This window comes from Pseudoalteromonas nanhaiensis (genome assembly GCF_051235485.1).
Lineage (GTDB): Bacteria > Pseudomonadota > Gammaproteobacteria > Enterobacterales > Alteromonadaceae > Pseudoalteromonas > Pseudoalteromonas lipolytica_C.
This window is the reverse complement of the sequence record NZ_JBPNYQ010000002.1, coordinates 96,806-109,738: the sequence shown is the minus strand read 5'-3', so window position 1 is coordinate 109,738 and position 12,933 is coordinate 96,806. Positions and strand designations below refer to the sequence as shown.

Sequence of the window (12,933 nt, the reverse complement as noted above, 5' to 3'; positions counted from 1 at the left end):
GTTCAGTGGTATTTGACGGTTATTCTTGTGCAGTCTCACGACTGGGTAAAGTCAAAACCCTAGGTTGTTTGCTTACATTGAGCATCAGTATAGTGTGGCAGACAATAACATGCTGTCATGTTATTAGATTCTATTTGGTGCCAAAACTGCCGCATTTTTTGCGGTTTTAATTTACGAGTTTTGTCCTGAAGTCGACCAGATTTCAATTTTTATTCAATGTCTTGCTACAACAGCTGCTTCTGAATGACGATGTTACGTTGTCACTATCAGTCAATTTATCTTGTTCAATTGCTTTTTATGTTCATTAATCAACATTCGTGCTCAAATTATTCAGGCGATATATTACGCGCACCGCCGATAATTGAACGCTCGTGTTGGCTGGGTAATTATAAAAGCTTTGGAAAACTTAGCGCGGATCTGTATGATCGGCAACCCAGAATATGCATCACGAATGTATTAATGTGATAAAAGCACCGTTGTTACTTGCAAACTTATGTTCGCAGCGGTGATTATCCCACTAATACAACCGGGTTAGCAACTAAATTATTTACTTAAATCAGTGATTAGGCAATGTCAGAAAAAACCGGCTTACAAGTTTCGTTTGTTACCATCAGTGAAGACCATCTAGGTCAACGTATTGATAACTTTCTTATTACCCACCTAAAAGGTGTGCCTAAAAGTGCAGTTTATAAAATCCTTCGTAAAGGCGAAGTGCGAGTAAATAAAAAACGCATTAAACCTGTTTACAAATTACAACTTAACGATGTCGTTCGCATTCCGCCTATTAAAGTCGCTGAAAAGGAAGAGTTCGTTCCTAAGAAACTTGATAAAGTTAAACAACTTGAAGATGCGATTTTGTTTGAAGACAAGTATTTAATGGTTATTAACAAACCTTCAGGAATGGCTGTTCACGGTGGCAGTGGCTTAAGCTATGGCTTAATCGAAGCACTACGTGTGCTTCGTCCTGAAGAGCGCAGCTTAGAGCTTGTCCATCGATTAGACCGCGACACATCAGGCTGTTTACTTATATCAAAACGTCGTTCAGTGCTTACTGATTTACATAAGCAGTTGCGCGAAAAAACCATGGAAAAAAACTATTGGGCACTTGTTGATGGTCAATGGGATGCGAAAACTAAAAACGTTACTGAAGGGCTTCGTAAAAACACCTTAAAATCAGGTGAGCGAGTAGTGCGTGTAGATAATACCGAGGGTAAACCATCGCATACACGTTTTCGTGTCATTGAGCGTTATGCTGAATGCTCATTAGTACAAGCATCGCCAGTTACTGGCCGTACACACCAAATTCGTGTGCATACACAATGCAAAGGCCACCCAATTGCGTGTGATGATAAATACGGTGTGGCAGAGTTTGATCAGTACGTGAATAAGTTAACTGGGTTGAATCGTTTATTCTTACATGCCCATGATTTGCGTTTTATGCACCCTAAAAACGAAACGACTATGCATGTTGAAGCGCCATTAGATAATGCACTTCAAAACTGTATCAAAAAGCTACGTGCAGATAATGAACAAGTTTAAGTTAGTTATTTTTGATTGGGATGGCACTGTAATGGACTCAGTGCCAAAAATCGTCAACTGTTTGCGTAATACGGCTCGTGAATTAGGAATTGATATTCCATCTGAACAGCAAGCCAAGGATGTTATCGGTTTGTCGCTGGCAAAAGCCGCTGAAGTACTTTTTCCTGCCCATGCACATTTAAACGATGAGCTAGTGGCAGGTTATAAAGCGCAGTATCGTGAGTTGGATGTAACACCTACACCGCTATTTGCAGATGTAGAAACTGTGTTAAAGCGGCTAAGCGAGGCTGGCATGCAACTCGCTGTGGCTACCGGTAAAGGGCGTGAAGGCATCGACAGATTACTTAATGAGTCAGGTCTTGGTCAGTACTTTGTAAATGTAAAATGCTCAGATGATGCTAAGTCGAAGCCATCACCGGATATGCTTGAGCAAATTTTGCACGAGCAGGGCATAGCCAAACGTGATGCCGTAATGATTGGCGATAGCCAACTCGATATGGCAATGGCTAACGCTGCAGGTATTGCCTGTATTGGTGTTAGTTTTGGCGCTCATAGCCCGGCGCAGTTACAAAAACATACGCCGTTATGTGTTGTTGATTCATACCAACAACTATTGCAGGTTTTAACTACGCCCTTTGCAGCGTCAACACATCAACACCAAACTCAGCCAGTAGTTTAGTTAATGTGATCAGTGGCAGGCCTATAAGTGTATTTGGGTCATCGCCACTGAGTTTTTCAAATAGGCAAATACCTAACCCTTCACTTTTGAAACTTCCAGCACAATTGTATGGTTGTTCAGCATCACAATAGGCATTAATTTGCTCAAATGTGAGTGTTTTAAATGTCACATCAAAGGGCACTACAGTGGTAATTGCTTTACCACTTTTTATATCAAATACACTCAAACCCGTTAAAAATGTCACTGTATGGCCACTAAATGCCGATAGTTGCTTAATAGCATTCTCTTTAGTATGAGGCTTACCTAAAATTGTATTGCTGAATACCGCAACCTGATCAGAGCCTATGACTAAACCTTCATCAAAATGCTTTATTGCTTCACGGGCTTTTTGTTCACTTAAACGCGCTACCAATTGCTCGGGTGTTTCAGCTTTAAAAGGAGTTTCGTCAATATCTGGAGAGAAACTTTCAAAAGGTAGATTGAATTTAGTTAATAATTGCTGTCTAAATGGTGAGCTTGACGCTAATATAAGTGTTGGTTTCATAATAAATTCTGGATGAAAATTGTATTTTGCCAAGGATAAGCCACATTGAATCCGAAAACAAAGCAGAAGATCGTTAAAAACCGGCTAAAAATGGTTTTTTACTTTGACTAACTTACTAACTATCTATATGATGCAGCCCCTATGCAAAAGGTGAAAATTCCCATCACTCTTCATCCCAGCAAAGCAGCACAACATCGTTTAACGTATGACGGTATTGTACCGCTTGAAAAACTTTCTCGTTTAGAGCAAGTTGTGCAGGAAGAAGCAGGTGAAATAGCGGTAAAGATTCATTGCAAAATTGATGAGCAAGGTTTAGTGGTAATAAGTGGAAACTTATCAACACATGTAACTGTAACTTGTCAACGCTGCAATGGTGAATTAGGGTTGGATTTGGAACAAGACTTTGTGTATTCGCCAGTTGGTTTGGATGCAGAGTCAGATCATCTACCTGCAGGTTACGATGAAGTAGAACTGGACGAAAACGGTGAAATCAACGTATTTGAGTTAATCGAAGACGAATTGATTTTGGCTATTCCAATAGTGCCTACACACAACGAAACCTCGTGCAGTTATTCATCAGAGCCTGCCAGCTTTGGTAAATTAGCAGCAAAAGATGACAAACCAAATCCATTTGATATTTTGAAACAACTTAAGAAAGATTCTTAGGAGAAGACTAATGGCTGTACAAAAAAGCAAAAAGTCTCGTGCAAGACGCGGCATGCGCCGTTCACACGATGCGATCAGTGGTCCAACTTTAACTGTAGATCAAGTTTCTGGTGAGACTCACCGTCGTCACCACGTAACTGCTGACGGTTACTATAAAGGCGTTAAAGTAATTTCTAACTAAGAGATTGCTATATGCTGACCAATCTAACCATAGCGTTAGATATGATGGGGGGCGATTACGGCCCCCGTTCATCTATCCCCGCTGCAGTAAACGCAGTTAATGCGAATACCAACTTAAGACTCATCTTATGTGGTAATCAGCAGGTTATTCTAAAAGAACTCGAAGCACTCGATTCTGTTTCACACCCTCGTTTAATTATTCGTCATTGTAGCGAAGTCGTTACTAATGCGTGTGAACCCGCTTTAGCAGTTCGTTCTAAAAAAGATTCTTCAATGCGAGTTGCCCTTGATTTAGTTAAATCGGGTGAAGCGCAAGCATGTGTAAGCTCTGGTAATACGGGCGCATTATTTTTTATGGCGCATTATGTATTAAAGATGCTTCCAGGCGTAAAACGCCCTGCATTAATTTCTGCTGTTCCAACTGAACGTAAAAACCCTGTCTATTTGTTAGATTTAGGTGCCAATGTGCATTGTGATGCACAAACACTTTATCAATTTGGCATTATGGGGTCTGTGGTAGCAGGGCAAGCTCTAGGTTGTGAAAATCCTAGAGTTAGTTTATTGAATATTGGCTCTGAAGACATAAAAGGGCACGAAGGAATAAAACAGGCTGCACAGTTAATGCAGCAGTGTAAATATCTTAATTACACAGGTTATAGTGAAGGTAGTGATATTTTCAGTGGCAAAGCCGATGTTATAGTTTGCGAAGGATTTGTAGGTAATGTGGCATTAAAAACCTGTGAGGGTATTGCCAAACTCATCATGCATAAACTCACCAAAGCCTTACACAAACATTTCTTATACAAGTGTTTAGCATTTTTATTACGTCCAGTGATAAAAAAACTCTACAAGCGGGTGAACCCCGACCAGTATAACGGCGCAAGTCTGGTAGGATTGCGCGGTATTGTTGTTAAAAGCCATGGTAATGCCTCTGCGAAGGCGTTTCATGCTGCTATTGATGAAGCCGCGCGGGAAGTCGAACGCCAACTCCCTGAAAAAATCGCTGCGATTTTTGAGCAAACACATCCAACAACAAATTAGTGCAGCATAGTTAAAACTTGTTATGCTGCCTACTGATGAATATTTTTTTGTTTAATTATAAGAGCAAAGTATGGCACATAAAATTGCACTCGTATTTCCAGGTCAAGGCTCACAAGCTGTGGGCATGTTATCTGAACTATTAGCTGATTCACAAATTGCTAAAGCAACATTCGCTGAAGCATCTGAAGCACTTGGCTATGATCTCGCTGCACTTGTACTTAATGGTCCAGAAGAAGAATTAAATCAAACCCATCGTACACAACCAGCACTTCTTACTGCCAGTGTTGCTATTTACCGTCAATGGTTAGACGCAAACCCTGAAGCCGATGTTGTTATGGCTGGTCATAGTTTAGGCGAATATTCAGCGCTTGTTTGTGCTGGCGTTGTAAGCTTAAGCGAAGCCGTTAAACTTGTTGAGAACCGTGGTTTATACATGCAAGAAGCAGTACCTGCGGGTGTTGGTTCTATGGCTGCAATCATCGGCTTAGGTGACGACGAAATCAAAGCAGCGTGTGAAGCGTCAGCAAATGGTGACGTTGTTTCACCAGTAAACTACAACTCTCCAGGTCAAGTTGTAATTGCAGGTCACAAAGCGGCGGTTGAGCGTGCATCAGAAGCATGTAAAGAAGCCGGCGCTAAACGTGCTTTACCACTTGCAGTTAGCGTACCGTCTCACTGTGAACTAATGAAACCAGCCGCTGAAAAATTAGCTGCTGATTTAGCTGCTTTAACATTTAATACACCTAAGTGTGATGTAATCAACAACGTTGATGTAAAAGCTGAGCAATCAAGCGAAGCAATTAAAGATGCATTAGTACGTCAACTATACAGCCCAGTACGCTGGACTGAAACAGTACAAGCATTGGTTGCACAAGGTATTACACAAAGCTATGAGTTTGGCCCTGGTAAAGTTTTAACGGGTCTTGCGAAACGAATTGATAAAGCAATGGTATGCGCTGCGGTTAATACGCAAGCTACGATTGATGAAGCGAAATAAGTAGGAATAGAATGACAAATTTATTTTCTCTTGAGGGCAAGGTTGTCCTAATCACTGGTGCAAGCCGTGGTATTGGTAAAGCAATTGCAAACACGTTAGTTGCACAAGGTGCAAAAGTAGCGGGTACTGCAACAAGCGAATCAGGTGCTGCTAAAATCAGTGAATACTTAGGTGACAACGGTAAAGGTTATGCTCTTAACGTAACCGATCCTGAGTCGATTGAGGCAACACTTGCTGCAATTAAGGCTGATTTAGGTGATATTGACGTATTAGTTAACAATGCGGGTATCACCCGTGATAACTTATTAATGCGTATGAAAGACGGTGAGTGGGATGACATCATCGACACTAACTTAAGCTCAATTTTCCGTTTATCAAAGGCTGTATTACGCCCTATGATGAAAAAGAAAAATGGCCGTATCATTAATATTGGTTCTGTAGTGGGCACTATGGGTAACGCGGGTCAGGCAAACTACGCCGCGGCGAAAGCGGGTGTTATTGGTTTTACTAAGTCATTAGCACGCGAAGTTGCCTCACGTGGTATTACAGTTAATGTAGTAGCGCCTGGTTTTATCCAAACGGACATGACAGATGAGCTGACTGATGAGCAAAAAGCAGCTACGCTTGCAAATGTACCTGCTGGTCGTTTAGGTCAACCTGAAGAAATTGCTGCTGCAGTGTGTTATTTAGCATCTGACGCTGCTGCGTATGTATCAGGCGAAACATTGCACGTAAATGGCGCGATGTACATGGTTTAATGAAAGTTGGCAAAAATTTGCTAACGAAAGATTATCGAAAATTGTTGAATTTTTTGTGATCTTGCTTTAAACATACTTGAATTCGCTATGAAAATAAGCGATAAATGAACAAATACCAATCAAGAGGTTTGACCAGATAAGTAATTATCAGCAAATCCTTGAATCACAGAATTATGCGGCGTAAACTACGCCGCAATCTGAAAATAACGCATTGGCGTTTTTAATAAAGGAAAGAAGAATGAGCGACATCCAAGAACGCGTAAAGAAAATTATCATTGAGCAACTAGGTGTTAAAGAAGAAGAAGTAAAACATGAAGCTTCTTTCGTTGACGACTTAGGTGCTGACTCACTTGACACTGTAGAACTAGTAATGGCTCTTGAAGAAGAGTTCGACACTGAGATCCCAGACGAAGAAGCTGAAAAGATCACTACAGTTCAAGCTGCAATCGATTACGTTACAGCTCACGCTGAGTAATTTTACGCATTTTGATTTTTAAGGGCAGCGTTTAGCTGCCCTTAGTCTATCTATAGAATGATACTAATTATTACCAATTAGCAGTAAAAATTGCTAATTATGAAGGTGAAGCCTAGCAACAATGTAGTGGAAGTTTCTGATTCAAAATCACTAACAATGAAACTTTTGCCATATTACCAATTTAGCTTTTTCTTCAAATGACGCGATATAACGTTATTGGTATAATTTGGTTTACACCTACCTAAAATAATTTCCTTATTGGAGGCAACCCGTGGCTAAACGTCGAGTCGTCGTAACTGGCTTAGGAATGTTGACACCGCTAGGTAATGATGTTGAATCTACTTGGCAAGGTTTGTTAAACGGTAAAAGTGGTATTCAAACTATCACACATTTCGATACCTCAAGTTTCGGCACCAAATTCGCAGGTTTGCTGAATGACTTTGATGCATCAGCTTACATGTCACCGAAAGATGCAAAGAAAATGGATTTGTTTATTCAATATGGCATTGCAGCGGGTGTACAAGCACTACAAGATTCTGGTCTAGAGATCACTGAACAAAACGCCACGCGCGTTGGTGTTGCAGTGGGTTCTGGCATTGGTGGTTTGACGTTAATCGAAGAAAACCACATTAAACTACTAAATAGTGGTCCGCGTAAGCTTTCACCATTTTATGTGCCTTCGACTATTATCAATATGATCTCGGGCCATTTATCGATTATGCATGGTTTACGTGGCCCAAACATTTCAATTGTTACGGCATGTACAACAGGCTTACATAACATTGGTCATGCTGCGCGTATGATTGCATACGGTGATGCAGACGCAATGGTAGCCGGTGGTGCAGAAAAAGCCTCTACACCAATTGGTATGGGTGGTTTTAATGCGGCACGTGCACTATCAACACGTAACGACGATCCACAAGCAGCATCACGCCCTTGGGATAAAGACCGTGACGGTTTTGTTCTTGCTGATGGTGCCGGTGTTATCGTACTTGAAGAATATGAGCATGCAAAAGCACGTGGTGCGAAAATCTACGCTGAACTGGTAGGTTTTGGTATGAGTGGTGATGCATATCACATGACTTCTCCACCTGAAGACGGTGCAGGCGCAGCACTGGCAATGGAAAATGCATTAAACGATGCACAAGTTAATGCAGACCAAGTTGGTTACATTAATGCTCACGGTACATCGACTAATGCAGGCGATAAAGCCGAAACATCAGCCGTTAAAACTATTTTTGGTGATGCAGCGAAAGATGTGATGGTAAGTTCATCTAAATCAATGATGGGCCACTTGTTAGGTGCAGCAGGCTCAGTAGAGTCAATTATTACTATCTTGTCACTTGTTGACCAGAAAGTAAGCCCTACAATTAACCTTGATAACCCTGATGAAGGTTGTGATTTAGATTATGTACCGCACACTGCACGTGACGCTAAATTGGATTACGCACTATGTAATTCATTTGGTTTTGGTGGTACTAATGGCTCGTTGCTGTTTAAAAAGGTATAATTCTTTTTAACAACGGACTAAAAGAAGAGCCCAGTTGTTTAACTGGGCTTTTTTGTATGAGTAAATTAAAACAAACAATAAAAATAATCACACCAGACACCACAATAAGCACACAAGATCGTGGCTTAAATTACGGTGATGGCTTTTTCACGACTGCCTCAGTGGTGGACTCAGAGGTTGAACACTGGGATTTACATAAAGCGCGTTTAGAAGAATGCGCGCAAAGGCTATTTTTCCCCGAATTAGATTTAAGCGCAATTGAGTGTGAAGTTAACCAAGCAATTAGTGATACACAAACGGGTATTTTAAAAATAGTCGTCACTCGTGGCGCAGGTGGTCGTGGTTATGGTTTACCAGATACGCCCAATATCCAAGTACTTATCACTGTATTACCTGCGGTTTCACACTATCAATCCTGGCAACAGCAGGGTGTTAAATTAGCAATAAGTGACGTGAGACTTGCATACCAACCGTTACTTGCTGGACTAAAAACCCTAAATCGTTTAGAGCAAGTACTTATAAAAAAGCACATGCATACTGTTGAATGTGATGACGTTGTGGTGCTTGACTATAAAAATAATGTGATTGAGTGCTCAGCTGCAAATATATTCGCCATTAAAAACGGTAAAATCGTTTCACCCAAGTTAGATGGCTGCGGTATTACAGGGGTTTATCTAAACGCTTTATGTGGTAAGTTAGCCATTGAGTTTAAAGCAATCCAACTGGATGAGTTGCTAGCTATGGATGCCGTATTTATGTGCAACAGTTTAATGGGTGTGGTTCCGGTTACAAGCATTGCTGATACACAGTTTAATATTGTACGCAGTAACGCGCTATTAGCGGCGCAGTTTGCCAAGGAGAATACGTGATAAAAGTCATTGTTAGCGTGCTGTTATTAGCATTGCTATGTTGTGGTATTGGCTATCAACAGCTTCAATCAGCACTAAAAATGCCGTTAAAAGTTGAAAAAAGTACTTTATTCAAAGTAGAGCGCGGCACTGGCTTTAATCAACTCTGCCAAGCATGGCAAGCAAAACAATGGGTTGATAGCTGCTTTAAATTTCAGGTACTCGCTAAATTAGATCCGACTCTTACTGATTTAAAAGCGGGTCTGTATGAACTTGATACAAGCACTGTGATTGATAATATTCGCCGTATCAATGAAGGTGCACAAGTAAGCTTTAGTTTCACTATTATTGAAGGGCAACCTCTTCGTGAAGTGGTGGCAAACATAGCAAAACAACCTCATTTAACACAAGATTTAGATCCAGAAAATTTAGCGACTCAGATTAGCAACACGCAAGAAAATTTAGAAGGCTGGTTGTTCCCAGACACCTATCATTACCATAGTGAAGATAGCGCCAGTGGCTTATTAAAACGCGCATACAGCAAAATGCAGCAAGAATTAGAGGCTGCATGGCAAAAAAGAGCGCCAGATTTAGTTTTAAACTCACCCTATGAAGCTTTAATTCTTGCGTCGATTATTGAAAAAGAAACCGGCCTTGCTTCTGAGCGACCATTAATTTCGGCGGTATTTACTAATCGTTTAAAAACCAATATGCGTTTGCAAACCGATCCGACAGTTATCTATGGTATAGGTGCGGATTTTGATGGTGATATTAAGCGCAAAGATTTAACAACGTATACACCGTATAATACATATAAAATAAAAGGCTTACCGCCAACACCAATAGCCATGCCATCGAAAGCAGCGCTACTTGCGGCAGTTAATCCGCCTGAGTCTGAGTACGTGTATTTTGTCTCGAAGGGAGATGGCAGCCATCAATTTTCGAAAACGTTACAAGAACATAATCGCGCAGTTAAACAGTATCAATTGAATTAACAACCAGAATAGAGTCATATGACAGCGAAATTTATAGTGATTGAAGGCCTTGAAGGGGCTGGAAAATCAACGGCAATTGCCGTGTGCCAAGCTTATTTAGAAAATAAGCAGATCGAATTTATCAATGTACGTGAGCCAGGCGGAACACCCATGGCAGAAGAACTACGTAGTATCGTAAAACAGGCTCATCAAGAAACAGTCACTTCTGAAACTGAGCTGTTAATTATGTATGCGGCACGTTCGCAATTGGTTGCTAATGTCATTGCTCCAGCACTTAATAAGGGCACTTGGGTGTTAGGTGATCGTCATGATCTTTCATCGCAAGCGTATCAGGGGGGGGGTCGTGGGATTGCACAAGAGCAACTTTCTTTTTTAGCTGATATGGTGCTAAAGGGTTTAAAACCAGACTTAACGATATATTTAGATATTGAACCTGCAGTGGGTCTTGAACGTGCAAAAGGACGTGGTGAACTAGACCGTATAGAGCAAGAAGCTTTAGGCTTTTTTGAGCGCACTCGAGAACGTTATCTTGAAATTGCAAGCACTGACAACAGCATCAAAGCAGTAGATGCTAATCAAACCATGCCTGAAGTGCATGCAGCTATTACCAGTGTGCTTGATGAATTCTTTAAAGGTGTAAATTAGCATGCCTTTGCCATGGCTTGAACCTTTATATCAGCAATTAGCTCAAAGCTATTCGCAGCAACGCTTCCATCATGCACAGTTATTTAATGGCGATATCGGTGTAGGAAAACGTGAGCTAGTTGATATGTTAGCTGATGCGTTACTGTGCTCTAATGCCAACAACCTAATTGCCTGTGGAAAATGTAAAAGCTGTCAATTAAACCGAGCAAACACACATCCCGATAAGCGCGTTGTAAAGGCTGAAGGCCAAACTATTGGTGTTGATGAAGTGCGTGAAATTACAGATTTTATTAATCATTCATCAGCTCAAAATGGTAATAAAGTGGTGGTACTTGAACACAGTCATAAAATGACTACCGCAGCTGCAAATGCCTTGTTGAAAACTCTTGAAGAACCCAGTTTAAATCGATACCTGCTTTTAACCTGTGAACAACTGGCTTTATTGCCAGCCACAATTTTAAGCCGCTGTGCAGTTCATGAGGTAAAGGTAAATCCTAGCTTAGCTAAAAAATGGTTGGGTGAATTTAATATACCTCATTATTCTTGGTTAGAACTATTTGTAGAGCAGCCAATGCTTATTGAGCATTGGTATAATGAAAAGCAATTAGACTCAATAGATTCCCTCTATAAATTTGCAACTGAGTTAAAAGACAGCGATAATTTCAGTGCTTTAGTCGAGATCCTTAGCAAAGATAGCACCTTGATTAATGTATTTGTTTTGTTTTTAACAGAACATTTAAAGGAAAAATTAGTATTAGGGATGGATTTTTTCAGCTACCAAAAAGCGCAACAAGCCATAGCAGAATTTCTGTATAATAGCTCGCATGTGCTAGGTTTAAATATGTCGCTGGCCATTTCGAAGTTAGCGTTTTCATTACGTGAAAGCCAAAATTAGGATACATCGTGCAAGAATTATTAGTAGATATTGAAGACTTAGAAGAATTATATCGCTGTTACATGCCGTACTTAAAAAATGGTGGTTTATTTGTTCGCACTAATATGCGTTTTGAAATGGGCCATTCACTTGCATTAAAAGTTACTTTACCTGATGCATTGGAAGACGATGTAGTGACAGGTAAAGTTGCTTGGATCACCCCGCAAGGTGCTCAAAGTTCAAATCCACCGGGTATCGGTGTAAATTTTATTGATGACAAAACGAATTTGAATGCGAAGATCGAAAAACTTTTGGGTACTATGTTAAACTCTGGCAACCCGACCTATACCATGTAATAAAAGTAGTACCATGATTGTAGATTCTCATTGCCATTTAGACAGGCTCGATTTCGATAAACTCGACCTTAATTTAGACCAAGTACTTGAAAATGCTCGCGCAAAGAAAGTTGAACATTTTTTGTGCGTGAGTGTCACTTTAGATCAATTCCCAACGATGCTGGATAAAATCAAACACTATCCAGATGTTTCTGCATCATGCGGCGTTCACCCACTTGATCAAAAAGACGCGCTCGATAAGCAAAAACTTATTTCACTTGCTAGCCACGATAAAGTGGTTGCGATAGGTGAAACCGGTCTAGATTACTATTACTCAAAAGACACCCATATAGTTCAGCAAGAAAGTTTTGTTGGTCATATAGAGGTTGCTAATGAGCTCAATAAGCCGCTAATTATTCATACTCGTGATGCCAGAGAAGACACCATTAATCTAATGCGTGCGCATAATGCAGAGAATTGTGGTGGTGTATTACACTGCTTTACAGAAAACTGGGAAATGGCCAAAAAAGCCATTGATATGGGCTTTTATATCTCGATTTCGGGTATCGTTACGTTTAAAAATGCCGTTGAGCTAAAAGATGTTGTAAAGCAAATCCCGCTTGATCGCTTATTAATTGAAACAGACTCACCCTATTTAGCGCCTGTTCCTTATCGTGGTAAAACAAATCAACCAGCCTACGTTGAAGATGTAGCTTACTACATCGCTGAGTTAAAAGGACTTACTTTTAACGAGTTAGCCGAAGCAACAACTAACAACTTTTACTCGTTGTTCAATCAAGCTAAAAGGGCGTAGTGGTGCAAGGCGTATCAAATTTACCTCAGTTAG

General features: G+C 40.5%; 16 protein-coding genes. 15 read left to right on the top strand and 1 reads right to left on the bottom strand.

From position 1 onward, the window contains the following. The first annotated feature begins 570 nt into the window (after positions 1-570). Both rluC and ACSFVZ_RS02815 read left to right on the top strand, forming a co-directional pair. A complete protein-coding gene (gene rluC, locus ACSFVZ_RS02820; protein WP_435558047.1) occupies positions 571-1,539 on the top strand; it encodes a 23S rRNA pseudouridine(955/2504/2580) synthase RluC in 969 nt (322 codons plus the stop codon). After that, a complete protein-coding gene (locus tag ACSFVZ_RS02815) occupies positions 1,526-2,218 on the top strand; it encodes an HAD family hydrolase (protein WP_435558046.1) in 693 nt (230 codons plus the stop codon). Before rluC ends, ACSFVZ_RS02815 begins: the two co-directional genes overlap by 14 nt. On the opposite strand, the gene ACSFVZ_RS02810 is transcribed toward ACSFVZ_RS02815, so the two are convergent. After that, a complete protein-coding gene (locus ACSFVZ_RS02810) occupies positions 2,166-2,762 on the bottom strand; it encodes a Maf family protein (RefSeq protein WP_435558045.1) in 597 nt (198 codons plus the stop codon). The genes ACSFVZ_RS02815 and ACSFVZ_RS02810 overlap by 53 nt on opposite strands. A 141-nt stretch (positions 2,763-2,903) precedes the next feature. Here ACSFVZ_RS02810 and yceD point away from each other — a divergent pair, with 141 nt between their 5' ends. From yceD to ACSFVZ_RS02745, 13 genes are all read left to right on the top strand, one after another. After that, a complete protein-coding gene (yceD, locus tag ACSFVZ_RS02805) occupies positions 2,904-3,428 on the top strand; it encodes a 23S rRNA accumulation protein YceD (protein WP_135924338.1) in 525 nt (174 codons plus the stop codon). Positions 3,429-3,438: 10 nt separating this feature from the next. Beyond that, entirely contained in the window at positions 3,439-3,609 is a 171-nt protein-coding gene (gene rpmF, locus ACSFVZ_RS02800) for a 50S ribosomal protein L32 (protein ID WP_036967969.1), read from the top strand. Positions 3,610-3,620: 11 nt separating this feature from the next. Next, complete coding sequence (plsX, locus tag ACSFVZ_RS02795; RefSeq protein WP_435558044.1) at positions 3,621-4,649, top strand: phosphate acyltransferase PlsX; 1,029 nt, start codon at positions 3,621-3,623, stop codon at positions 4,647-4,649. A gap of 70 nt (positions 4,650-4,719) precedes the next feature. Beyond that, entirely contained in the window at positions 4,720-5,646 is a 927-nt protein-coding gene (gene fabD / locus ACSFVZ_RS02790; protein ID WP_135924340.1) for an ACP S-malonyltransferase, read from the top strand. Between the two features lie 11 nt (positions 5,647-5,657). Next, a complete protein-coding gene (gene fabG / locus ACSFVZ_RS02785) occupies positions 5,658-6,404 on the top strand; it encodes a 3-oxoacyl-ACP reductase FabG (protein ID WP_063704919.1) in 747 nt (248 codons plus the stop codon). 238 nt (positions 6,405-6,642) lie between these two features. After that, positions 6,643-6,879 (top strand): acyl carrier protein, encoded by a 237-nt coding sequence (gene acpP / locus ACSFVZ_RS02780; RefSeq protein WP_016707440.1) that lies wholly within the window; start codon positions 6,643-6,645, stop codon positions 6,877-6,879. 271 nt (positions 6,880-7,150) lie between these two features. Further along, entirely contained in the window at positions 7,151-8,389 is a 1,239-nt protein-coding gene (gene fabF, locus ACSFVZ_RS02775) for a beta-ketoacyl-ACP synthase II (RefSeq protein WP_135924341.1), read from the top strand. A gap of 56 nt (positions 8,390-8,445) precedes the next feature. Next, positions 8,446-9,258, top strand: coding sequence for an aminodeoxychorismate lyase (gene pabC, locus ACSFVZ_RS02770; protein ID WP_435558043.1), 813 nt, complete (start codon positions 8,446-8,448; stop codon positions 9,256-9,258). Beyond that, positions 9,255-10,232 carry an endolytic transglycosylase MltG gene (gene mltG / locus ACSFVZ_RS02765; protein WP_435558042.1) on the top strand — a complete coding sequence of 326 codons (978 nt, stop codon included), beginning with the start codon at positions 9,255-9,257 and terminating at the stop codon, positions 10,230-10,232. Before pabC ends, mltG begins: the two co-directional genes overlap by 4 nt. Before the next feature lie 18 nt (positions 10,233-10,250). Continuing rightward, entirely contained in the window at positions 10,251-10,877 is a 627-nt protein-coding gene (gene tmk, locus ACSFVZ_RS02760) for a dTMP kinase (protein ID WP_435558041.1), read from the top strand. Between the two features lies 1 nt (position 10,878). Further along, positions 10,879-11,772, top strand: coding sequence for a DNA polymerase III delta subunit-related protein (locus ACSFVZ_RS02755; protein WP_435558040.1), 894 nt, complete (start codon positions 10,879-10,881; stop codon positions 11,770-11,772). Between the two features lie 8 nt (positions 11,773-11,780). Continuing rightward, positions 11,781-12,107 carry a PilZ domain-containing protein gene (locus ACSFVZ_RS02750; protein ID WP_054554720.1) on the top strand — a complete coding sequence of 109 codons (327 nt, stop codon included), beginning with the start codon at positions 11,781-11,783 and terminating at the stop codon, positions 12,105-12,107. 13 nt (positions 12,108-12,120) lie between these two features. Beyond that, positions 12,121-12,900 carry a TatD family hydrolase gene (locus ACSFVZ_RS02745; RefSeq protein ID WP_135924346.1) on the top strand — a complete coding sequence of 260 codons (780 nt, stop codon included), beginning with the start codon at positions 12,121-12,123 and terminating at the stop codon, positions 12,898-12,900. Positions 12,901-12,933: the final 33 nt, after the last annotated feature.

Coding starts and splice junctions, on each gene's coding strand:
- fabD (WP_135924340.1), top strand. CDS start 4,720: ATGGCACATAAAATTGCACTCGTATTTCCAGGTCAAGGCTCACAAGCT.
- acpP (WP_016707440.1), top strand. CDS start 6,643: ATGAGCGACATCCAAGAACGCGTAAAGAAAATTATCATTGAGCAACTA.
- plsX (WP_435558044.1), top strand. CDS start 3,621: ATGCTGACCAATCTAACCATAGCGTTAGATATGATGGGGGGCGATTAC.
- ACSFVZ_RS02815 (WP_435558046.1), top strand. CDS start 1,526: ATGAACAAGTTTAAGTTAGTTATTTTTGATTGGGATGGCACTGTAATG.
- ACSFVZ_RS02810 (WP_435558045.1), bottom strand. CDS start 2,762: ATGAAACCAACACTTATATTAGCGTCAAGCTCACCATTTAGACAGCAA.
- rluC (WP_435558047.1), top strand. CDS start 571: ATGTCAGAAAAAACCGGCTTACAAGTTTCGTTTGTTACCATCAGTGAA.
- yceD (WP_135924338.1), top strand. CDS start 2,904: ATGCAAAAGGTGAAAATTCCCATCACTCTTCATCCCAGCAAAGCAGCA.
- pabC (WP_435558043.1), top strand. CDS start 8,446: ATGAGTAAATTAAAACAAACAATAAAAATAATCACACCAGACACCACA.
- rpmF (WP_036967969.1), top strand. CDS start 3,439: ATGGCTGTACAAAAAAGCAAAAAGTCTCGTGCAAGACGCGGCATGCGC.
- fabG (WP_063704919.1), top strand. CDS start 5,658: ATGACAAATTTATTTTCTCTTGAGGGCAAGGTTGTCCTAATCACTGGT.
- ACSFVZ_RS02755 (WP_435558040.1), top strand. CDS start 10,879: ATGCCTTTGCCATGGCTTGAACCTTTATATCAGCAATTAGCTCAAAGC.
- tmk (WP_435558041.1), top strand. CDS start 10,251: ATGACAGCGAAATTTATAGTGATTGAAGGCCTTGAAGGGGCTGGAAAA.
- ACSFVZ_RS02745 (WP_135924346.1), top strand. CDS start 12,121: ATGATTGTAGATTCTCATTGCCATTTAGACAGGCTCGATTTCGATAAA.